This is a genomic window from Mycobacterium cookii (assembly GCF_010727945.1).
Lineage (GTDB): Bacteria > Actinomycetota > Actinomycetes > Mycobacteriales > Mycobacteriaceae > Mycobacterium > Mycobacterium cookii.
Genome location: NZ_AP022569.1, coordinates 1602204 through 1625067, shown reverse-complemented (window position 1 = coordinate 1625067; position 22864 = coordinate 1602204). Strand labels below are relative to the sequence as shown.

At 66.4% G+C, this 22864-nt stretch carries 17 protein-coding genes and 2 tRNA genes; 15 read left to right on the top strand and 4 right to left on the bottom strand.

Annotated features, from left to right (window positions below; genetic code table 11):
- Positions 1-23: 23 nt before the first annotated feature.
- On the top strand, positions 24-797 hold the full coding sequence (locus G6N27_RS25225; protein WP_163775797.1) for a hypothetical protein: 774 nt from the start codon (positions 24-26) through the stop codon (positions 795-797).
- Positions 798-803: 6 nt separating this feature from the next.
- Here the strand turns inward: G6N27_RS25225 and G6N27_RS07665 are convergent, their stop codons facing one another.
- Positions 804-2006, bottom strand: a complete 1203-nt coding sequence (locus tag G6N27_RS07665) for a serine hydrolase domain-containing protein (protein ID WP_163781497.1) — start codon at positions 2004-2006, stop codon at positions 804-806.
- A gap of 107 nt (positions 2007-2113) precedes the next feature.
- Positions 2114-2184, bottom strand: a tRNA-Gly gene (locus tag G6N27_RS07660).
- A gap of 125 nt (positions 2185-2309) precedes the next feature.
- On the opposite strand from G6N27_RS07660, the gene G6N27_RS07655 reads away from it, so the two are divergent.
- The 4 genes from G6N27_RS07655 to G6N27_RS07640 all read left to right on the top strand — a co-directional run bounded on the left by G6N27_RS07655 (position 2310) and on the right by G6N27_RS07640 (position 5185).
- Positions 2310-2383, top strand: a tRNA-Pro gene (locus tag G6N27_RS07655).
- Between the two features lie 65 nt (positions 2384-2448).
- Entirely contained in the window at positions 2449-3852 is a 1404-nt protein-coding gene (tig, locus tag G6N27_RS07650; RefSeq protein ID WP_163775796.1) for a trigger factor, read from the top strand.
- Between the two features lie 95 nt (positions 3853-3947).
- Complete coding sequence (locus tag G6N27_RS07645) at positions 3948-4553, top strand: ATP-dependent Clp protease proteolytic subunit (RefSeq protein ID WP_163775795.1); 606 nt, start codon at positions 3948-3950, stop codon at positions 4551-4553.
- Positions 4550-5185 carry an ATP-dependent Clp protease proteolytic subunit gene (locus G6N27_RS07640; RefSeq protein ID WP_163775794.1) on the top strand — a complete coding sequence of 212 codons (636 nt, stop codon included), beginning with the start codon at positions 4550-4552 and terminating at the stop codon, positions 5183-5185. The genes G6N27_RS07645 and G6N27_RS07640 overlap by 4 nt, the downstream gene beginning before the upstream one ends.
- Before the next feature lie 4 nt (positions 5186-5189).
- Here G6N27_RS07640 and mmuM read toward each other — a convergent pair whose 3' ends face one another.
- Entirely contained in the window at positions 5190-6056 is an 867-nt protein-coding gene (gene mmuM, locus G6N27_RS07635; protein ID WP_163781495.1) for a homocysteine S-methyltransferase, read from the bottom strand.
- 263 nt (positions 6057-6319) lie between these two features.
- On the opposite strand from mmuM, the gene clpX reads away from it, so the two are divergent.
- The 6 genes from clpX (at position 6320) to G6N27_RS07605 (ending at position 14431) form a co-directional block, all read left to right on the top strand.
- A complete protein-coding gene (gene clpX / locus G6N27_RS07630) occupies positions 6320-7603 on the top strand; it encodes an ATP-dependent Clp protease ATP-binding subunit ClpX (protein WP_163775793.1) in 1284 nt (427 codons plus the stop codon).
- Positions 7604-7641: 38 nt separating this feature from the next.
- On the top strand, positions 7642-8889 hold the full coding sequence (locus tag G6N27_RS07625; RefSeq protein WP_163775792.1) for an MFS transporter: 1248 nt from the start codon (positions 7642-7644) through the stop codon (positions 8887-8889).
- A 283-nt stretch (positions 8890-9172) separates the two neighbouring features.
- Positions 9173-11137, top strand: a complete 1965-nt coding sequence (locus tag G6N27_RS07620) for a 2-oxoacid:acceptor oxidoreductase subunit alpha (protein WP_163775791.1) — start codon at positions 9173-9175, stop codon at positions 11135-11137.
- Positions 11137-12216, top strand: coding sequence for a 2-oxoacid:ferredoxin oxidoreductase subunit beta (locus tag G6N27_RS07615; protein ID WP_163775790.1), 1080 nt, complete (start codon positions 11137-11139; stop codon positions 12214-12216). Before G6N27_RS07620 ends, G6N27_RS07615 begins: the two co-directional genes overlap by 1 nt.
- Position 12217: 1 nt before the next feature.
- Positions 12218-12817 carry a molybdenum cofactor guanylyltransferase gene (gene mobA, locus G6N27_RS07610; protein WP_163775789.1) on the top strand — a complete coding sequence of 200 codons (600 nt, stop codon included), beginning with the start codon at positions 12218-12220 and terminating at the stop codon, positions 12815-12817.
- Positions 12818-13810: 993 nt separating this feature from the next.
- The gene (locus G6N27_RS07605; RefSeq protein WP_408632614.1) at positions 13811-14431 is read left to right on the top strand and encodes a transglycosylase family protein; all 621 of its coding nucleotides are present in this window, start codon (positions 13811-13813) and stop codon (positions 14429-14431) included.
- 75 nt (positions 14432-14506) lie between these two features.
- On the opposite strand, the gene G6N27_RS07600 is transcribed toward G6N27_RS07605, so the two are convergent.
- Complete coding sequence (locus tag G6N27_RS07600) at positions 14507-15526, bottom strand: fused (3R)-hydroxyacyl-ACP dehydratase subunits HadA/HadB (RefSeq protein ID WP_163775787.1); 1020 nt, start codon at positions 15524-15526, stop codon at positions 14507-14509.
- A 142-nt stretch (positions 15527-15668) separates the two neighbouring features.
- Between G6N27_RS07600 and G6N27_RS07595 the strand changes: the two genes are divergently transcribed.
- The 4 genes from G6N27_RS07595 (at position 15669) to G6N27_RS07580 (ending at position 22810) form a co-directional block, all read left to right on the top strand.
- A complete protein-coding gene (locus G6N27_RS07595) occupies positions 15669-18824 on the top strand; it encodes a cytochrome P450 (protein WP_163775786.1) in 3156 nt (1051 codons plus the stop codon).
- A 34-nt stretch (positions 18825-18858) separates the two neighbouring features.
- Positions 18859-20874, top strand: coding sequence for a S9 family peptidase (locus G6N27_RS07590; RefSeq protein ID WP_163775785.1), 2016 nt, complete (start codon positions 18859-18861; stop codon positions 20872-20874).
- Positions 20871-22130 (top strand): saccharopine dehydrogenase family protein, encoded by a 1260-nt coding sequence (locus G6N27_RS07585; RefSeq protein WP_163775784.1) that lies wholly within the window; start codon positions 20871-20873, stop codon positions 22128-22130. The genes G6N27_RS07590 and G6N27_RS07585 overlap by 4 nt, the downstream gene beginning before the upstream one ends.
- 113 nt (positions 22131-22243) lie before the next feature.
- Positions 22244-22810 (top strand): DUF937 domain-containing protein, encoded by a 567-nt coding sequence (locus tag G6N27_RS07580; protein WP_163775783.1) that lies wholly within the window; start codon positions 22244-22246, stop codon positions 22808-22810.
- The last annotated feature ends 54 nt before the right edge of the window (positions 22811-22864 follow it).

Below are 22864 nucleotides of genomic sequence, written 5' to 3'. Positions count from 1 at the left end.
GCTTGGCCAGGTACGCATGGTCCATGAACAAGTCCGCAGGCCGCGCGATCGCATCGGCAGCGATCGCCGCAGCTGTTGGTTTAGCCGGCTTGGGCGGCGTGACCGCAGCCCAGGCGCAACCCATTCCGCGCTGGTGCCCCGGCGACTTCTGGGATCCGTCGTGGGGATCCAACTGGGACTTGAACAACTGCCACGGTGCCTGGGTGCCGTCACCGACGATCATCAACAACGGTCCCACCATCGTCCAGCCGCCGCCGAAAATCATCATTCCGCCCGGCGGGCCGGGACCGGGCAACCCCGGCAACCCCGGCGGTCCGGGGCCCGGCGGCCCGGGTGGGCCTGGGGGCCCTGGTGGCCCGGGCGGCCCAGGGGACCCCGGCGACCCCGGCGGCGGACACGGCGGTCATGGCGGACACGGCCCCGGAGGGCATGAGCCCGGCGGCCCCGGTGGTCATGGCGGACATGGGCCCGGCGAGCCGGGCGGCCCCGGGCATGAGCCCGGCCAGCCGGGCGGGCCAGGTGAACCGAATGGTCCCGGCGGACCGGGCGGACCGGGTGAGCCAGGTGCACATGAACCCGGCAGCGGACCCGTTGGCGCAGGTCCTGAAGCCGGGCCGGGCACTGGCGGACCTGACGCCAACGGTTCCGGACCGAGCGCACCGGGACCCGACGCGTCCAGCGGACCCGCGGTCGGCGGCGACACCGGCGGCGGCGGTGCTTCGGTCGGCGGCGACACCGGCGGAGCGGACAGCTCGGGCGGGGCTTCCGCGTCCGGCGGTAGCGATTCGTCGAGCTGAATCAGGTCAGCGCTTCGTTACGCCGAGCACCGCGTAGATCTCGTCGCTCATGACGACGCTGCGCGGGTCGGCGTTGGCCTTGGTCGCGTCGAATTGATTCATCACATAGGCGTAGGCGATCCGGTTCTCCAGATCGACGAAACCGAATGAGCCGCCCAGGCCGCCGTGGCCGAAGATCCGCGGATTGGGCCCGTTGACGCAGCGCTGGTTGAGCATGTAACCCAGTCCCCACCCGTGGTCGGCGACGCGCGGGCCGAGGACCAGGTCCGTGTCGAGACCGCCCTGCGGGACCCGGATCAGATCCATCTGCCGGCGGCTCAGCAATTGCTCCTGTGCCAACGCGTTGTAGAAAGTCGCCAGCCCCAGCGCCGACACCTGCCCGTTGGTCCCAGGGAATTCAAGCTCGCGCCACAGCTCGAGATCGTTCGACCCCACTTCGTCATCCGGCGCGAAACCCATCGACACGGCCAGGCCGGCTTTCGGGTGCTCGGCCAGCGAGGTCGGGTAGCCCGGCGCGTGGACGTCGGCCAGTATCTCGCGGATGTGCGGCTTGGCGACCCGGTCGGCGCACCGGTGTTGTTCGGCACGCGGCATGCCGATGTGGATCTCGGCGCCGAGCGGTTCGGCGATCTCGGTGCGCAGGTACTGGCCGACGGTGCCGCCGGTGACGCGACGGAACAGCTCGCCGAGGATGAACCCAAAAGTCGTCATGTGATAGCCCTGCGCGGTGCCCGGCTCCCACCACGGTTCGGCGGCGGCCAGTCGGTCGCACACCAGATCCCAGTCGGTGACCTGTGTCCAGTCCAGGCGCTTGCGCGGGCCAATGACCCCCGAACGGTGGCTCATCACCATCGCGACCGTGATGTCCTTCTTGCCCGCCTGCGCGAACTCGGGCCAGTAGCGGGCCACCGGCGCATCGAGATCGATCTCGCCGCGTTCGACGAGTTGGTGGACGCAGGTGCTCGTCAGGCCCTTGGTGCCGGACAGCACAGTGGAAAGCGTGTCCACCTGCCACGGCCTGGTGCCCTCGGCATCGGCCGTTCCGGCCCACAGGTTGACCACCAGATCGCCGTCGACCCACGCGGCGACCGCTGCGCCAACTTCTTTGCCCTGCAAGAAGTTCCGCGCGAATGCCTGGCGTACTCCGTCGAAGCGCGTCGCGCATGAGCCGTGGATGTCGACATCGGCAGTGGCACCTGGATGCTGAATCGGTCAGCCTCCTCAGCTTGCCGGGTCGCCCACGTCGGCGACTGGGCCAACGCAGACGCGTTGAGCGTCCTCAGCCTAGTCCGCCACGGTTTCTGGCGCCCGTATCGAGCGGGCGACGGGAATCGAACCCGCGTAGCTAGTTTGGAAGACTAGGGCTCTACCATTGAGCTACGCCCGCGTGTTTCAGTCGAGCGCGACTGTACGTCGCGGCAGACATCCTATCCAAATGATGCCGTCCCGTGACCCAGCCGTGAGGCCGCTACGGGGCCGACGGGCCTGGGCCGTAGTATTTCGAGGTCACCGCGGGGTGTAGCGCAGCTTGGTAGCGCATCCGCTTTGGGAGCGGAAGGCCGCAGGTTCAAATCCTGTCACCCCGACTGGCATGTCCCACCCATCAAGGCTTGAGTAGTACAGACCGTCAGCACAACCGAGGAGTACACGCGTGAAGAGCACCGTCGAGCAGCTGAGCCCCACCCGGGTTCGCATCAACGTGGAGGTGCCTTTCAAGGAGTTGAAGCCGGACTTCGACCGGGCCTACAAGGAATTGGCGAAGCAGATACGGCTGCCCGGTTTCCGGCCGGGCAAGGCGCCGGCCAAGCTGCTGGAGGCGCGCGTCGGCCGGGAGGCGATGCTCGACCAGGTCGTCAACGAGGCGTTGCCGAGCCGCTACGGCCAGGCCGTCACCGAGTCCGACGTCAAGCCGCTCGGCCAGCCCGAGATCGAGGTCACCAAGAAGGAGTACGGCGAGGATCTGGAGTTCACCGCCGAGGTCGACGTGCGACCGCAGTTCACGCTGCCCGACCTGAGTGCGCTGAAGATCACCGTCGACCCGATCGCTGTCGACGACGAGGAAGTGGACGCCGAACTGGAGTCGCTGCGCGCCCGGTTCGGCACGTTGACCGGCGTCGAGCGGCCGGCCGCGTCCGGCGACTTCGTCTCGATCGACCTGTCGGCCACCATCGACGGCGAAGACGTTCCCGAGGCGGCGACCAAGGGTCTGTCGCACGAGGTCGGCTCCGGTCGGCTCATCGAGGGTCTGGACGACGCGATCGTCGGTCTGACCGCCGGCGAGTCGAAGGTGTTCACCACCGAACTGGCCGCCGGCCCGCACGCCGGCCAGGAGGCCGAAGTCACCGTCACCGTCAACTCGGTCAAAGAACGTGAGCTGCCCGAGCCCGACGACGAATTCGCGCAACTGGCAAGCGAATTCGACACCATCGGCGAGTTGCGTGAGAACTTGGCCGATCAGGTTCGACGGACCAAGCGAGTGCAGCAGGCCGAGCAGATCCGTACCAACGCGTTGGAGGCCTTGATCGAGCAGGTCGACATGCCGCTGCCGGAATCGATCGTGCAAGCCCAGGTGGACAGCACGCTGCACAACGCGCTGCACGGGCTCGACCACGACGAAGCGAAGCTGGCCGAGGCACTCGAGAAGCAGGGCACGACACGCGAGAAGTTCGACGCCGACGCGCGCTCGGAGGCCGAGAAGGCGATCAAGACCCAGCTGCTGCTGGATGCGTTGGGCGACGACCTGGAAATCCAGGTGAGCCAGGAAGACCTCACCGAACGTCTGGTGGTGACCTCGCGGCAGTACGGCATCGAGCCGCAGCAACTGCTCGGATATCTGCAGCAGAACAACCAGTTGCCGGCGATGTTCGCCGATGTCCGCCGCGGGCTGACAATTGCCGCGGCGGTCGACGCGGCCACGGTGACCGACACCGACGGAACCGTCGTCGACACCACCGAGTTCTTCGGCCCGCGTGGCAAGCAAGGCGAGACCGAGGACGCTGACGAGCCGGCCGCCGAAGCCGCCTCGTCCGAGGAGCCGTCGGGCGACACGAAGTGACGCTGAGAGCGAACGCGGGAGTTTCGGGGAGTGCGTGACGGCCCCCGTTGGTTAGTGTCGGTTATTACGGAACTCGAGAAAGCAGGTAACCCACTGTGAGCCGTGGGACTGAAATGCGCGCAAGCGCGCAGGGTCTGAACCTTGTCGACTCGGTGTATGAGCGCTTGCTCTCCGAGCGCATCATTTTCCTGGGGTCGCAGGTCGACGACGACATCGCCAACCGGTTGTGCGCGCAGATCTTGCTGCTCGCGGCCGAAGACGCCACCAAAGACATCGCGCTGTACATCAACTCGCCGGGCGGCTCGATCAGTGCCGGCATGGCGATCTACGACACGATGGTGCTGGCGCCGTGCGACATCGCCACCTACGGGATGGGGATGGCCGCGTCGATGGGCCAGTTCCTGTTGGCCGCCGGCACCAAAGGTAAGCGTTACGCGTTGCCGCATTGCCGCGTCCTGATGCACCAGCCGCTCGGTGGAGTGACCGGAAGCGCCGCCGACATCGCCATCCAGGCCGAGCAGTTCGCCGTCATCAAGCAAGAGATGTTCCGGCTCAACGCCGAATTCACCGGTCAGCCGATCGAGCGGATCGTGGCGGATTCCGACCGCGACCGCTGGTTCACCGCACCCGAAGCCCTGGAATACGGCTTCGTCGACCACATCATCACCCGCGCCGAGACCAACGGAGTCACCCCGTCATGAACCCCGACATTCAGCCGCAGGCGCGCTACATCCTGCCGTCGTTCGTCGAGCACTCCAGCTGGGGTGTCAAAGAGTCGAACCCGTACAACAAGCTGTTCGAGGAACGCATCATCTTCCTCGGCGTGCAGGTCGACGACGCGTCGGCGAACGACATCATGGCCCAGTTGCTGGTGCTTGAGTCGTTGGACCCCGACCGCGACATCACCATGTACATCAACTCGCCCGGTGGTGGCTTCACCTCGCTGATGGCGATCTACGACACCATGCAATACGTGCGTGCCGACATCCAGACGGTGTGTCTGGGCCAGGCCGCCTCGGCCGCGGCGGTGCTGCTGGCCGCCGGAACACCGGGCAAGCGGATGGCGCTGCCCAATGCGCGGATTTTGATCCACCAGCCGTCGCTGTCCGGCGTCATCCAGGGGCAGTTCTCCGACCTGGAGATCCAGGCCGCCGAGATCGAGCGGATGCGCACACTGATGGAGACCACGCTGGCCCACCACACCGGCAGGGATGCCGCGACGGTTCGCAAGGACACTGACCGGGACAAGATCCTGACCGCCGCAGAGGCGAAGGACTACGGGATCATCGACACCGTGCTGGAGTACCGGAAACTCTCCGCGTCGAACGCGTAAGCGGCTAGGTCAGCGCGGCCGCCAACTGGGCGATGTCGGCTGGCCGGACCCGGCAGCACCCGCCGACCACCCGCGCACCCGCTGAGACCCACTGCGCCGCCAACTGTTGCGAAAAGCTCGCTGGGCCAACCCATGCGCGTCGTGCGGGGTCCCAGCGCTCGCCGCTGTTGGGGTAGACGATCACCGGCTTGCCGGTGGCCGACGCCGGTCCGATCGCAGGCAAGACGTCGGCCGGTGCGCAGCAATTGACCCCCACCGCAACGATTTCCGGCACACCGTCGGCCACGGCGTACGCGTCGGCCAGCGGTTGGCCGGCGCGGGTGCATGCGCCGTCGACGGTGTAGCTGAGCCACGCGGGCACACCGAGCGATCGCACGAGGTTCATCAGCGCCTGCGCTTCGTCGACGTCGGGAATGGTCTCGCACGCCAGCACGTCGGCGCCGGCGTCGGCCAGCACCTCGAGGCGAGGCCGGTGCCAGGCCTCCAGCTGCGCGACGCTGAGCCCGTAACGCCCGCGGTACTCCGACCCGTCGGCCAGTGCGGCGCCGTACGGACCCACCGACGCCGCGATCCACCCACGGCCCGCCTGTGCTCGCGCGTCGGCGGCCAGCTCGACGCTGCGGCGCAGCAAACCGGCTGTCTCGGTGCGACCGATCCCGCGGGCGGCGAAGGCGTCGAAGGACGCCTGATAGCTGGCTGTGGTCGCGATCGCCGCCCCGGCGCGAAAGAACGCCGCGTGCACCGCGGTGATCTCCTGCGGCGCGTCGAGCAGCAGCCGCGCCGACCACAGCGCATCGGACAGATCGTGGCCGCGCGCCTCGAGTTCCGTCGCCACACCGCCATCAGCGATCAACACGGTATCCTCGGGCACTACGAAATCCACAGGCTTCAATGTAGGACCGTCGGACACGCCTGCCTCTCAGTCACATAACGTGCGCGACACGCCAGAGACACAGTGGCGCGTACAGGTGACCATGGGGACGCCTGAGGCGATATGTTCAGGCGCACAACACGAATATCACCGACGCGATTCGCCTCTATCGGTCGCATCGCCTTATGGCAAGCGGGTAGCGTCGGTAAATACACGCGACTTAGCACGATCCAACGGTGAACAGGAAGTAGGCCCCCAGCACCATGGCGCGCATCGGAGACGGCGGCGACCTGCTGAAGTGCTCGTTCTGCGGAAAGAGTCAAAAGCAGGTCAAGAAGCTCATCGCGGGGCCAGGCGTTTACATCTGCGATGAATGCATTGATCTGTGCAACGAGATCATCGAAGAGGAACTCGCCGACGCCGACGATGTGAAACTGGACGAGCTGCCCAAGCCCGCCGAAATCCGGGAATTCCTGGAGGGCTACGTCATCGGGCAGGACACCGCCAAGCGGACGCTCGCCGTCGCGGTTTACAACCACTACAAGCGAATTCAGGCCGGCGAGAAGGGCCGCGACTCCCGGTCGAGTGAATCGGTCGAGTTGACCAAGTCGAACATCTTGATGCTCGGCCCCACCGGCTGCGGAAAGACCTACCTGGCGCAGACCCTGGCCAAGATGCTCAACGTGCCGTTCGCGATCGCTGATGCCACCGCGCTGACCGAGGCCGGCTACGTCGGCGAGGATGTCGAGAACATTCTCCTCAAGCTGATCCAAGCCGCCGACTACGACGTCAAGCGTGCCGAGACGGGCATCATCTACATCGACGAGGTCGACAAGATCGCCCGCAAGAGCGAGAACCCGTCCATCACCCGCGACGTGTCGGGGGAGGGCGTGCAGCAGGCGCTGCTGAAGATCCTGGAAGGCACTCAGGCATCGGTGCCGCCGCAGGGTGGTCGCAAGCACCCGCACCAGGAGTTCATCCAGATCGACACGACCAATGTGTTGTTCATCGTGGCGGGCGCCTTCGCCGGCCTGGAGAAGATCGTCTCCGACCGGGTCGGCAAGCGCGGCCTGGGCTTCGGTGCCGAGGTCCGTTCCAAGGCCGAGATCGACACGGCCGACCACTTCGCCGACGTCATGCCGGAAGACTTGATCAAATACGGGCTGATCCCCGAATTCATCGGCCGGTTGCCGGTCGTTGCCTCGGTGACGAACCTGGACATGGAGTCGCTGGTAAAGATCCTTTCCGAACCGAAGAATGCGCTGGTCAAGCAGTACACCCGGCTGTTCGAGATGGACAACGTCGAGCTCGAGTTCAGCCAGGATGCGCTGGAAGCCATCGCCGACCAGGCGATCCACCGGGGCACCGGAGCTCGCGGCCTGCGCGCGATCATGGAAGAAGTCCTGCTGCCGGTGATGTACGACATCCCCAGCCGCGACGACGTCGCCAAGGTCGTGGTGACCAAGGAGACGGTCGAGGACAATGTGTTGCCGACGATCGTGCCCCGCAAGCCGTCGCGCGCCGAGCGCCGCGACAAGAGCGCTTAACGCCTGTCGGGTCGGCGCTCCCGCCCGGTAGCTGATCGTTGAGTTCCACCGCCGGCCGGATCTCTCGCGCGCTGGATTCGCTGAACTTTTTTCTGGCCGACGTGCGTGACGGTCTCGGCCCCTACCTGTCGGTCTATCTCCTGCTGACGCATCACTGGGATCAGGCCTCGATCGGGTTCGTGATGGGCATCGGCGGTATCGCCGCGATCGTCGCGCAAACACCGGTCGGCGCGATGGTGGACCGGACCTCAGCTAAGCGAGCGCTGATCGTCGCCGGGGCGATCACGGTCACGGTCGGCACGCTGGCCATGCCGCTGTTTCCGCACTTTCTCGCGATCTCACTCCTGCAGGTGCTGACCGGTACCGCCGCGTCGGTCTTCGCGCCGGCACTGGCCGCGATCACGCTGGGCGTTGTCGGCAGCCGAGCTTTCTCCCGGCGGATCGGGCGCAACGAGTCCTTCAACCACGCGGGCAACGCGACCGCCGGCGCGATCACGGGCGGGTTGGCGTACTGGTTCGGCCCGGCGGTGGTGTTCTGGGTGCTGGCCGCGATGGCGGCGCTGAGCGTGGTGGCGGCGTTGCGGATCCCCGGTGACGCGATCGACCACGACGTGGCCCGCGGAATGGACCACAAGCCCGGCGAGGCTCACCCGCCGCCGTCCGGGTTCGCGGTGTTGTTGCACGACCGCAGATTGCTGATCTTCGCTGCGGCGATGACCGCCTTCCATCTCGCCAACGCGGCGATGCTTCCGCTGGTCGGGCAGGTCCTGGCGCTGCAGAACAAAGACGTCGGCACCGCATTGATGGCGTCGTGCATCGTCGCCGCGCAAATCGTGATGGTGCCGATGGCCTACGTGGCCGGAGCGAAGGCCGACCGCTGGGGCCGCAAGCCGATCTTCCTCGTCGCCTTCGCCTTCCTCACGGTTCGCGGCTTCCTCTACACGTTGTCCGATGTCCCGTACTGGCTCGTCGGCGTCCAGGTTCTCGACGGCGTCGGCGCCGGCATCTTCGGCGCACTGTTCCCGCTCGTCGTCCAAGACCTGACGCACGGCACCGGGCGCTTCAATGTCAGCCTCGGAGCTCTCACCGCGATGTGGGGCGTCGGCGCGGCCCTGTCGAACATCATCGCCGGCGCAATTGTGGTGGCCGCCGGCTACGACACGGCCTTCATGTCGCTTGGCGTGATCGCCGCGATCGGCTTGGCGCTGTACTGGGTCGCGATGCCGGAAACCGGCCCGAAATCAGCTACCCCGGCCCTCCCCCGAACGGGGGAGACGGACCGCTAGCAAATGTTACCCACGCGTAGCTTTCGATTCTTAGAGTTCATCGCCACCGAAAGTGACGAACGCCACACTTCGAGTTCGTACCGGTCAATGTCGTGTGTCTGACCTCGCGCTTTGGTTGGGTCGCGGTAGCGTGGTGACGTGCACCTGCGTCATTCCTTCTTTAAGAGAAGTGCAATAATCGGTACTGCCAGTGACATAAAAACCGACCGAGGGTGCACTCGGGGCGAGACGTACCGGTATCGACCACATGCCCGTGCGGTGAACAGCGACGGAAGGCGGCGACGTGGGTCCGAGTGAAAACGGAGCCAGGTCAGAATCTGATTCAGATTCGCATCGAACCGGTTCGGCATTGCCCGAACGGGAAAAGCTGGAGAAAGTCGTCATCCGTTTCGCCGGTGACTCCGGCGACGGTATGCAGCTCACCGGTGACCGATTCACTTCTGAGGCAGCGCTTTTCGGTAACGACCTGGCCACCCAGCCGAGCTATCCCGCGGAGATCCGTGCGCCGCAGGGCACGTTGCCCGGTGTCTCGTCGTTCCAGATTCAAATCGCCGACTACGACATCCTCACCGCCGGTGACCGCCCCGACGTGCTGGTGGCGATGAACCCGGCGGCGCTGAAAGCCAATCTCATGGACCTGCCGATCGGCGGGCTGGTAATCGCCAACTCCGACGAGTTCACCAAACGCAACCTGGCCAAGGTCGGCTACGAGGCCAACCCGCTGGAATCCGGGGAGCTGTCGGACTACAAGGTCGAAGCGGTCGCGATGACGACGCTGACGCTCGGCGCGGTCGAGGCCATCGGCGCGTCGAAGAAGGACGGTCAGCGCGCCAAGAACATGTTCGCCCTGGGCCTGCTCTCGTGGATGTACGGCCGGCCGATCGAAACCAGCGAGCGGTTCATCCGGGAGAAGTTCGGCCGCAAGCCGGACGTCGCCGAGGCGAATGTGTTGGCGCTCAAGGCCGGATGGAACTACGGCGAGACCACCGAAGCCTTCGCAACTACCTACGAGATCGCACCGGCGCAACTGCCCGCGGGCGAATACCGGCAGATCTCCGGCAACACCGCGCTGTCCTACGGCCTCGTCGCCGCCGGCCAATTGGCCGATCTTCAGCTCGTGTTGGGCAGTTACCCGATCACGCCGGCGTCGGACATCTTGCATGAGCTGTCCAAGCACAAGAACTTCAATGTGCTGACGTTCCAGGCCGAGGACGAAATCGGCGGTATCTGTGCCGCATTGGGCGCGTCCTACGGTGGAGCGCTCGGCGTGACCAGCACATCAGGACCCGGCCTGTCGCTGAAGTCCGAGACGCTCGGCCTCGCGGTGATGACCGAGCTTCCGTTGATCGTCATCGACGTGCAGCGGGGTGGGCCGTCGACCGGTCTGCCGACCAAGACCGAACAGGCCGACCTACTGCAGGCGCTCTACGGGCGCAACGGCGAGTCGCCGGTGGCCGTGATCGCACCGCGATCGCCGTCGGACTGCTTCGACGTTGCACTGGAAGCGGTGCGTATCGCGGTGTCGTACCACACCCCGGTGATCGTGCTGTCCGACGGCGCGATCGCCAACGGCTCGGAGCCGTGGCGGATTCCGAATGTCGATGAGCTGCAACCCATTCAGCACACCTTCGCCAGCCCTGACGAGCCCTTCCAGCCCTATGCTCGCGATCCGGAGACGCTGGCTCGGTTGTTCGCCGTTCCCGGCACTCCCGGTCTCGAACACCGCATCGGCGGGCTGGAATCCGCGAACGGCACCGGCGACATCTCCTACGACCCGGCCAACCACGACCTCATGGTGCGGTTGCGGCAAGCCAAGATCGACGGGATCTCGGTTCCCGACATCGAAGTCGACGACCCGACCGGCGATGCCGAGCTGCTGCTGATCGGCTGGGGCAGTTCGTACGGCCCGATCGGCGAAGCCTGCCGGCGGGCACGGCGCAACGACATCAAGGTCGCCCACGCGCATCTGCGTCACCTGCGGCCGTTCCCGCCGAACCTGGGTGAGGTGCTGCGAAGTTACCCGCAGGTGGTGTGCCCGGAAATGAACCTCGGCCAGTTGGCGCTGTTGCTGCGCGGCAAGTATCTGGTCGACGTGCAATCGGTCACCAAGGTGCAGGGTGTTGCCTTCCTGGCCGACGAGGTGGGCCGCCTCATCCGCGCCGCGCTGGGCGGGACGCTGGCTGAAATCGAGCAGGACAAGACGATGGTCGCGAGATTGGCGGCGGCCACAGTGGGAGCGGGAGCGTAATGACTGACCTGATTGGCGCGGACTTGGGTCTGAGCGACGTGCTGTCCAAGCACAGCCGTGTGCCCACCACCGACACGCCGCAGAAGGCCAAGGACTTCACCACCGACCAAGAAGTCCGCTGGTGCCCCGGGTGCGGCGACTACGTCATCCTCAATACGATGCGAAACTTCTTGCCGGAGTTGGGCTTGCGTCGTGAGAACATCGTGTTCGTCAGCGGCATCGGCTGCTCGAGCCGGTTCCCGTACTACCTGGAGACCTACGGCCTGCACTCGATCCACGGTCGGGCGCCTGCGATCGCGACTGGTCTGGCGCTGGCACGAGAGGACCTGTCGGTATGGGTGGTCACCGGTGACGGGGACGCGTTGTCGATCGGCGGTAACCACCTCATCCACGCGTTGCGCCGCAACATCAACCTGACCATCCTGCTGTTCAACAACCGGATCTACGGCCTGACAAAGGGTCAGTACTCGCCGACGTCCGAGGTCGGCAAGGTGACCAAGTCGACGCCGATGGGCTCGCTGGATCAGCCGTTCAACCCGGTGTCGCTGGCGCTCGGGGCCGAGGCGAGCTTTGTCGGCCGCGCGCTGGACTCCGACCGCAAAGGCCTGTCCGAGGTGCTGCGTGCCGCTGCCGAGCACCGCGGCTCCGCGCTGGTCGAGATCCTGCAAGACTGCCCGATCTTCAACGACGGCTCGTTCGACGCGCTGCGCAAAGAGGGCGCCGAGGAGCGGGTCATCAACGTCCACCACGGCGAGCCGATCGTCTTCGGCGCCAACGACGACTACTGCGTCGTCCGCTCCGGCTTCGGGCTCGAAGTCGCCAAGACCGCCGACGTCAGCGTCGACGAGATCGTGGTGCACGACGCGCACGCCAATGATTCCGCCTACGCCTACGCACTGTCGCGGCTCTCCCAGCAAAATCTGGAGCACACCGTGATGGGCATCTTCCGTCAGGTCAATCGGCCCACTTACGACGATGCCGCGCGGTCGCAGATCCGCGCCGCACGCGAGTCGAAACCGTCTGACCGCGGCGCCCTGCAGTCCCTGTTGCACGGCCGCGACACCTGGACAGTGAACTGAGGTGGCTGCGGCAACTGGGCCGGCCTCGTTAGCCGGTGTGGTGTTGGCTGGGGGCGCCTCGCTCCGGGCTGGGCGTGACAAGGCTGTCAAGCCGATTGCGGGGTCTGGAACGCAGGTCGAGAACGTTGTCAGCGTCATCGGTCAGCGGTGTCAGCCGGTGTTCGTGGTCGCCGCGCCGGGACAGGCGCTGCCGAAGCTGTCGGCCGAGGTGGTCCGCGACGACGTTCGGGGCCTGGGTCCACTGCTGGCGACCGCACGCGGATTGCACGCCGCAGCGACCGCCGGTGCCGAGCGGGCATTCCTGAGCGTCGTCGACGTACCGTTCCTCACCCCCGACTTGATCGACGTGCTATTGGCTCGAGCCATCGAAGTCGACGCCGACGTAGTGCTGCCGTGGGATGGGACCAATCGCTACCTGGTCGGTGTGTACCGAACGGCGTTGGCCGCCAAGATCGATGAGCTCATCGCCGCCGGCGAGCGGAACATGCCGGCATTGGTCGACCACGTCGACACGCAGCGAGTGGTGATCTCCGAGCCGCACCCGTCGTCCAACGGCAAAGCGCCGACCGGGCTGCGCCGGCTGCTGGCTGCCGGGCGCTGATCCGTTCGGCGTCGTCGCCGGCGATTTATCTAAGCAATTAGCCGCGTCGAATATCTCCGCGGATTTATTGCGAATTAATTGTTTTGCTGTTAGCTGAATTTGATGGCGATTTGCTCCGAATTCGAGAAATTTGACGGCTGTTTCTTGCCGATCACGAACGTATCTCGTTGCGACAGCAGATGTTTCGGCTCCGCCTTCCGCCGCGTGGACGGGTGAAGCACGCCGGAGGCCCCCACTGTGCTGCCGCGATCGGGAGCTCACTCCGGCCGGCGAAGGTCGCTCGTAGGGCCACGAAAACAATTGTGAGACAGCGGTCTTGGTGTGGCAGAACATCGTGCCGGCGACCGACGGGACAGTCGATGACCGTCGACAGAGGCGCGGTCGAATATGCTTCTACGGCAATATATCTCGGTGATCGGAAGGATCGTTTCGGCGACATAACCGCAACCGCCTCAGTGAAATGCTTTGCGTCACGCCAAGCTTGAGTGTGATCTTGATTACGTCGAGCATCGGATGCGGCTCGCGCATGCAACCGCCCTAGGGTCGCGTTACACCGCTCCGAGAGGGTGTCACGGCTCACAAAATATGCGTGATTTGGCTCACCTCCGCTGGTCCGTACCAAAGAACTGACGCCGACGGAAAAGGCGCACTTGACCTGCAAGGTCAATTAGCTGAGAGGCCGTGATCGAGGCTTTACGGCAGCGAAACAGCGGCGTGTCGCGACATGACGAATGCGACGCGTTCTCGTACCGTCCGATTCGGCCCGAAAAGCCGCAAAAGAATCGAATCCACGGACCCGCGTGTGAGCGGGGGCTACGGAGGGCGATGACGCCCCCGTGCGGCCGCCGGGCTCAAGCCCGGATCGTCGGCCCACGCCCCGGCTGTCGTGCCTGAACGAGACGGCACGACTCGAAGTATCAACCCGCCGGAAAACCGGCACCAGCTCAGCTCGCTGGGCTTGCTTCGGCGCGCGCACCCGCGAAAGGAACGATGTTGAAGAACGTCCGCCAGACGCTTCGCATGGCCGCGATCACCGGTGTGCTTGCCACGACTCCGCTGACGTTGTCGAACGCGATCGCCTCAGCCGATTACGAGCGGGTCACCTCGCCGAACCCGATCGAGCTGGCCGGGTTTGTGCCCGCGCCGCCCGCTCCGGACGCCGCGCCCGCTCCGGACGCGCCGGATGCGCCGCCCGCCCCGGCGCCGGACGCTCCGCCCGCTCCGCCGGCCCCGGCCGACCTTCCGCCGGCCCCGGATGCGCCCCCGGCGCCCGCTCCGGACGCACCGCCGCCGGCACCCGAGGCCCCGCCCGCTCCGGAGGCTGCCGCGCCGCCGGCCCCGCCCGCCGACGATGCACCGGCGCCGGAGCCCAAGCACAAGGCGTACAGCGTCAACTGGGACGCGATCGCCTCGTGCGAGTCGGGTGGCAACTGGGGCATCAGCACCGGCAATGGCTACTCCGGTGGTCTGCAGTTCACCCCGAGCACCTGGCGTGCCAACGGTGGCTCGGGCTCTCCGAGCGGCGCGAGCCGCGAGGAGCAGATCCGGGTGGCCGAGAACGTGCTGCACTCGCAGGGCATCGGCGCGTGGCCGGTCTGCGGCCGTCGCGGCTGATAACGAATCGCCAACTCACGGCGGTGGTCGGGCTTCGGCCCACCACCGCCGTGCGGCGTCTCCGGGCCGGTCAGGTCAGCTGAAGCGGACGTTCAGCGTCGCCAGGCCGAAGATCTTCTTGCCGTCGGACTTCGCCCCGACGATGACGACACCGGTGCGGGTGTCCGGGTCCAGCGACTTGATCCGGCCACTGAACTCGATGTCGGCGCCGTCGGCGGCCGACACGATCGCCGGCGAGGACAGCCGCACCGCGTAGCGGGTCACCGCGCCGGGATCACCCGACCACGCGGAGGCGAACGCGGCGCCCAAACCCATGGTCAGCATGCCGTGGGCGATCACATCGGGCAGGCCGGCCAGTTTGGCGATGCCCTCGTCCCAGTGAATCGGGTTGGCGTCGCCGGCCACGCCGGCGTAGTTGACCAGATCGCCGCGGGACAGCCGGGTCTGGTGCACAGCCAGCTCGTCGCCGACCTTCACGTCGTCGAAGGACGGCGTGCCCGGCCTCCGGGCTGAGTCCTCGGCGATCCGGACCTCACCTTCGGGGCGCACCGTCTTGTGGTAATCGGATTCGCCGATGCCGAAGAGGTCCACGTCGTGCATCATCATCGTCTGCACTGCCGTCTTGATCCCCGGATCGACGTCCTCGGCGGTGAGACCGACGACGGTGGTGTGCAGCGTGTGCACCCGCTCGCCGGCGGTGTCGGTAAAGGTATTGGTCACGGTGATCAGGTCGCGGCCGGCGATTCGGCGCACCGACGTCAGTTCGACATCGACGTGTAGTTCGTCGCCGGCCACGATCGGGCGGTGCTGCTCGAAGACCTCTTCGGTCTGCATGTAGGTGTCATAGCCGACCACCACCTGCTCGAACATCAGGCGGTTGCAGGTCATGCCCGGGGTCGAGGTGAAAGTCAGCGGCGCGACCAGGTCCGAATAACCGAGCTTCTGGGCGGCGGCGACGTCCCAGTGTGCGGGGTGGTAGTCCTGCACCGCGCGGGCGTACTCGCGTAGCTTTTCGCGGCCGACAACGTAGGTGCCGTCCATCTGATAGTGATGGCCGACCCGCGATTCCAGCGCCGACGTTTCTGCAGCGGTCATCACATTCGCTCAACTTTCCGATCGGCCTGTTCGCGGAAGCCGACACAGCACACTAACGCGACGGTTCGAGCGCTGTGCCTGCGGCGTGGGCGACAACGGCGGATCTCGACAAAGTTGCCGCGCCGAAATCTATGCTGCCCGCGTGACCGAGTTCCGCGCGTCGTCGCCACCGGATCTTCCCGGTATCCCCTCGGCGGAAGGACCGTTGCCCGGCGCGGCCCAGCTTGCCGGCCGCCCCCGCGCTTTGGCGGCAGACGTATTCGGCGAACTGCACGGTCCGCTGTTCTATGCGGACTTCAACGGCGGCTTCCGGAAGCTGTACGCGTGCTCGCTGGAACTCGTTACCGAGCTGTGCGACGAGAGCCGGTTCGCCAAGAACCTCACCGCAACCCTTGCCAGGGTCAGACCGTTGGCGGGCGACGGCCTGTTCACTGCCTACCACGGCGAACCGAACTGGCAGCGGGCCCACGATGTCCTGTTGCCGGGCTTCAGTTACGCGGGTCTGCGCGCTTATCACGAGGCGATGCTGAACATCAACGCCCAGCTGATCGACCGGTGGGACCTCAGCGCCGGAGTCGGGCCGGTGGATGTGTCGACCGACCTCCAGAAGCTGGCCATGGATACCGTCGCGCTCGCCGGATTCGGTTCGCGCTTCGACTCTTTCAACTGCCCGGGCCTGGCCCCGATCCCGCAGAGCTTCACAACGGCGCTGGGGGAGTTGGGCTCGGGCACGGTAACGCCGGCGTTCAACGACGAACTGAAAACCTTGCACGCGTTCATCGACGGCCTCATCGCCGAGCACCGATCCGGTGACCGCGAGTTCGACGACCTGTTGGCGCTGATGCTGCAACAGGATTCCGACGGCAACCCCGTGCTGGAGACCGAGAACATTCGCAACCAGATCATGACTTTCCTGATCGCCGGCCAGCTCACCACATCGGAGCTGATGCCCAACGCCCTGTACAACATGGTCAGCGATCCGACGGTGCTGCATCGCGCGCAGGCCGAGGTCGACATCGTTTTCGGAACCGACGACGACTACCTGCCCGGCTACGACGACGTCGGCAAGCTGGCCTATCTGCGACAGGTCATCGAGGAAACGCTGCGGCTGTCACCGCCGGTGCTGAGCTTCGATCGAATGGCCTTGGAAGACACCGTGATAGGTGGCAGATATCCGATCAAACGCGGCGAGGCAGTCACCGTGCTGACCGGCGCATTGCACCGCCAGCCGCAGTGGGGCGACAACGTCGAATTCTTCGACCCCGATCGCTTCGCTCCCGAACGTTCGGCGGCCCGGCCGGCCGCCTTGTTCAAGCCTTTCGGAACCGGTGCGCGCTCGTGCATCGGCAGACAGTTCGCGCTGCATGAGGCGACGATGGCACTGGCGCGGCTCGTTCATCGTTACCGCCTGATCGACGCCTACCACTATGTCCCGCAGTGGGAGAACCCCAACAGCCGCCGCCCGGTCGGATTCCGGCTCGATCTTCTCCGGCGCACTGCGCAGGATCGCCATATCGGCACACCAGTCTCCGAGGCCGTCAACGCGGAAAACGACTGTGCCGCAACGGCGTTGAAAGCCGGCACCAGGTTGGCCATCCTTTACGGTTCGAACCTCGGCACCTGCCGCGGCCTTGCCCGCCAATTCGCTGATGATGCAACGGCTTTGGGTTGCACCGTGACGGTGTCACCCCTTGACGACGCCGTCGGGGGCTTTCCCGACGCCGAGGCCGTCGTGATCATCGCGTCCTCCTACAACGGACAACCGACCGACGATGCCCGCGCCTTCCTCACCTGGCTGCTCGATGCGGACACCGCACTGAACCCGGTACCCAACGTCGCGGTTCTCGGTGTGGGTGACCACAACTGGGCCGACACCTACCAGGTGATCCCTCAGCGAATCGATGAGCGCCTCGGTGAGCTGGAAGCCAACCGACTAGTCCCGCGGGCATCAGCCGATACCTCGGGCGATCTGGTCGGTGTGGTCGAGGAGTTCGCCGGCTCGCTGTGGTCGGCGTTGGCCGAGCGGTACGGCGACCCCAACGCCACGCCGATCAGCGATTCCGACGAACCGCTCTACGAGTTGCGCCGGATCGTCGGCCCGGTGACGGCGGCGATGGACGAACGGTCCTCGGTGATCCCGATGACCATCCTCGAGAACACCGAACTGGTGAGTCCGGACAATGGATTGGGTCACGCCAAACACAACATCCGCGTGCAACTTCCGGATGGTGTCGACTACCAGACAGGTGACCACCTCACGGTGCTCGCCGACAACCCACCCGAGGTCGTCGACGCGGTCTTGACTCAGCTGGACATCGACCCCGAACTGAGGTTGTCGATCAATCCGCGCCGCAGCTCACGGCGGCTGATCGCGTTGGACCGCGAGGTCAGCGCGCGAGAACTGCTCACTCACTTCGTCGAACTTCGAAAACCCGTGACGCCCAGTCAACTACGCCGCCTCGCCGCGGCCAACGATTGTCCTCCGGAGCGCCGGCGGCTCACCGAACTGGCCGAAGACCCGGAGGGTTGCCCGCTCAGCGTGATCGAGTGCCTCGCCGAGTACCCGGCGTGCGTCCTCACCGGCGCTGAACTCCTCGAACTGCTCGACCCGATGGCGCCGAGGCACTATTCGATCGCGTCGTCATCGCTGTTGTCACCGCGGGTGGTAGGGCTGGTCGTCAGCGTGATCGACGCGCCGGCCCGTTCCGGTCATGGCCTGTTCAAAGGTGTCGCGTCCAATTTCCTCGCGACCGTTCAACCCGGACGGGTGATCCGGGCGCGGGTGGACCCGGCGCGGCAGGCGTTTCGGGCCGGAGCCGATCCGGCAAAGAACGTGATCCTGGTCAGCGCCGGCACCGGAGTCGCGCCGTTCCTCGGCTTCCTCGGTGATCGACTCGCCTCGCAACGCGCCGCAGCGCCGGTGCAGCCTGCGCTGTGTTTCTTCGGGGTGCGTGACCCGCAGGTCGATTACATCTTCCGAGACCGGTTCGAGCTGGCCGAAGCCCTCGGGATTGTGCAGATGCGCCCGGCCTTTTCCCGTGCGCCGCAGGACGGCGTCCGCTACGTGCAGGACCGGATCGCCGCGGACGCAGACGAGGTGTGGGATCTACTGGGCGACCCGGCCAAGGACACTCACGTCTATGTGTGCGGGGACGGCGCGCAGATGGCGCCTGCCGTTCGCGGGTCCTTTCTCGAGATTTATCGGGCACGGACGGGTGCTGACGACGGACAGGCCCGCGACTGGCTGAACGGTCTCGTCGAATCCGACCACTACGTCGAGGACGTGTGGGCCAGCTGACCCCCGTCATGCCGAGTTGTGTTACCAACGACGCATGACGGCAACGGCATTCGACAACCTCGACGACTACCTGGCGCTGCCGCGGGTATCGGGCCTCGCGGTGTCGGCGGACGGGTCGCGGGTGGTGACCACCGTGGCCGAACTCAACGACAAACGCGCCGAGTACGTCACCGCCGTCTGGGAACTCGACCCGGCCGGCCGACAGCCCGCTCGGCGGCTGACCCGTGGCGCCACCGGTGACTCGTCGCCGGTGTTCACCGCCGACGGCGACCTGCTGTTCATCTCGTCGAGGCCGCAACCGCACAACACCGCCGGCACGAAGCCCCCTGCTGCGCTCTGGCGCCTGCCGTCGGGGGGCGGCGAAGCTGTCGAGGTGGCGAGCCTGCCCGGGGGAGTCAACGCGGTGCGCGCCGCCCGGGCGGCCGACGCGACCGTCATTGCGTCGGCGTTGCTGCCCGCGGCGCGCGACGCCGATGACGATCAGCGGCTGCGCGATCTGCGCAAGGACGGTGCGGTGAGCGCTGTTCTGCACACCGGGTATCCCGTCCGGTTCTGGAATCACGACCTCGGCCCCGACGAACCTCACCTGCTCGACGCGAACGGCCTCCGCGATCTGACGCCGCACCCTGGTGGCGGGCTGCTGACAGCCGGCTTCTTCGGCGACGTCGATTTCGACATCAGCGCCGACGGCAGCTTTCTCGTCACGACGTGGCAACTCACCGGGCCCGGGCCCGTCCAACGGTCGGTGCTGATGCTTATCGACCTGGCGTCCGGGGAGCGCCGCGTGATCGCCGACGATCCCGACGCCAATCTCGGCCAACCCGCAATCTCACCCGACGGGTCGGCGGTGGCGTATACCCGCGACACCCTCACCGCCCCGGACCTCGCCCCGCGAATGACATTGCAATACCTACGGTTCGGCGAACGGCCGCGATCGATCGCCGAAAACTGGGATCGCCGGCCGGCCTCGCTGACCTGGTCCAGCGACGGCGCATCGCTGGTGGTCACGGCCGACCAGAACGGGCGCGCACCGATATTCGCCGTCGAGGTGTCGACCTCCAGAGTCAGTCAGGTCACCGACGACGACTTCTGCTACACCGATGTCGTCGTCGTCCCGGAGGGCGTGCTGTACGCACTGCGCAGCTCTTACGCCGCGCCGCCACACCCGGTGCGCATCGATCCCGGCGGCGCGGTCACGGTGCTGCCCTGCATCGAGTTGCCCACGCTGCCAGGGACATTGACCGATGTGAGCACGCTGACCGCGGACGGGACGACGGTGCGGTCGTGGTTGGTGCTGCCCGAAGACCAGGCGCCGGCGCCGCTGCTGCTGTGGATTCACGGCGGTCCGCTGGGCAGCTGGAACAGCTGGGCCTGGCGATGGAACCCGTGGCTGATGGCCGCCAAGGGCTACGCGGTGCTGCTACCCGATCCGGCGCTGTCCACCGGTTACGGGCAGGACTTCATCCAGCGCGGCTGGGGTGCGTGGGGTGGATCGCCGTTCGACGACCTGATGGCCGCCACCGATGCGGCGTGCGAGCATCCGCGCATCGACGCGACCCGCACCGCGGCGATGGGCGGCTCGTTCGGCGGATATATGGCCAACTGGATTGCCGGTCACACCAACCGTTTCGCCGCGATCGTGACCCACGCCAGCCTGTGGGCGCTCGACCAGTTCGGCCCGACCACCGACACGGCGTACTACTGGCGCCGCGAGATGACGCCGCAGATGACCGCCGCACACTCACCCCACCACTTCGTCGCCGACATCAGCACCCCGATGCTGGTGATCCACGGCGACAGGGATTACCGCGTGCCGATCGGCGAGGGCCTGCGGCTGTGGTACGAACTGCTCGCCTCGTCAGCGTTGCCGGCCGGCGAGGACGGCAGCAGTCCGCACCGCTTCCTGTACTTCCCGTCCGAAGACCACTGGGTCCTCGCACCGCAGCACGCCAAGATCTGGTACGGGGTGGTGTTCGCGTTCCTGGCTGAGCACGTGCTGGGGGAGAGCGCCGAATTGCCGGAGCTGCTCGGAGTACCGTCGCGCCCGTGACTGCAACACGCGAGTACGACATCGTTCTGTACGGGGCCACCGGCTTCGTGGGCAAGCTCACCGCCCAATATCTGGCCCGGGCCGGCGGCACGGCGCGCATCGCGCTGGCCGGCCGCTCGACCGACCGGCTGAAGGCGATTCGCGACACGCTGGGGGAGTCCGCGCAGTCATGGCCGGTCCTGCAGGCGGACGCCTCCTCGCCGTCGACGCTGAATGCGATGGCCGCACAGACGCAGGTCGTCGTCACCACGGTCGGTCCCTACAGCCGCTACGGCCTGCCGCTGGTCGCTGCCTGCGCGGCGGCGGGGACCGATTACGCCGACCTGACCGGCGAGCCGCCGTTCATCCGCGAGAGCATCGACCTCTACCACAAACAAGCCATCGATACCGGTGCACGCATCGTGCACGCGTGCGGATTCGACTCCATTCCTTCGGATCTCACGGTCTACGCGCTGTATCGCAGGGCGCTCGAAGACGGCGCCGGCGAACTTCTGGGCACCGACTTCGTGGTCCGCTCGTTCGCCGGTGGGTTCTCCGGTGGCACGGTGGCTTCGATGCTGGAGGTGCTCGACTCCACGTCGAAGAACGGCGACGTGCGTCGCCAATTCGCCGACCCCTACACGCTCAGTCCCGACCGCGGCGCCGAACCCGAACTCGGCGCCCAACCCGACCTGCGCCGTCGCCGTGGCGGGCAGATCGCCCCGGAACTCACCGGTCTGTACACGGCCGGGTTCGTCATGGGGCCGTCGAACACGCGAATCGTCCGACGCAGCAACGCATTACAGGACTACGCGTACGGCAGGCGGTTCCAGTACAACGAGCACATGAGCGTGGGGTCCTCCGCGATCGCTCCGGTGGCTTCAGCGGTCGTCAACGGAATCGGCAATGCGGTGTTCACGTTGGGTAGCCGCTACTTCCGGCTGTTGCCGCGCAAGCTGGTCGACCGGGTGATGCCCAAGCCCGGCACCGGCCCCAGCGAAGCCGTTCGCGAGAAAGGCTTCTACAAAGCCGAGACCTACACCACGACGACGTCCGGCGCCCGCTACGTCGCGACCATCGCCCAGAGCGGCGACCCCGGCTACAAAGCCACCGCGGTGCTGTTGGGCGAAAGCGGTCTGGCACTGGCGTTGGACCGCACTGCGCTCTCGGACCTGCACGGCGTACTGACGCCGGCGGCGGCGATGGGCGACGCCCTGTTGGCGCGCTTCCCGGCCGCCGAAGTGTCGCTGGAAACCGCGCGGCTGATGCCGCGATAAGACGCCCGGCGCGCAATTGATCTGCTGTCGAAGAATAGCTGTTCGGACAAGATCAGCTGGGCTAGTGTCAACTCAGAATCACACCATCCCAGCAACGTTAGGTGGACGGGTCCATGTCTGGCCTTGAAGATCTTTTCGCGCAGATTCCCACAACCGACATCGCCAGCAAGATCGGCGTCGACGAAGCCGAAGTCAACAAGGCGGTTCATCTACTGGTGCCGGTCCTCGTGGGTGGCTTGCACGAGAACGCGCAGGACCCCGAGCACGCCAGCAAGATCGAATCCGCCGCCGACAGCCACGCCGGCCTGCTCGACGGCGGCGTGAGCGTCGACCAGGTCGACGAGCAAGAGGGCCAGCAGGCGATCGCGAGGATCTTCGGCGGCAACGACGCCACCCAGGTCGCCAACGCGCTCGCCAGCGGCGGCGGCGGCAACAGCGATCTGCTCAAGCAACTGCTGCCGATCCTGGCGCCGATCGTGCTGGCCTACATCGGAAAGCAGTTGACCGGCAAGAGCGAAGCTCCCGCGACGCAGGCGGCGTCCGGCGGCGCGCTCAACGACGTGCTGGGCAGCATCCTCGGCGGGATGGGCGGCAACAAGTCGCTGGGCACCGTGCTGGGCAACGCGCTGGGCTCCAAGGCCGGCGACATCCTCGGCGGATTGCTGGGCGGCAAGAAGTAAACCCAGCTGTTCGTACCGCTCCGCGGTGGGCGGTGTTCGTAGCGGCCGTCGGCG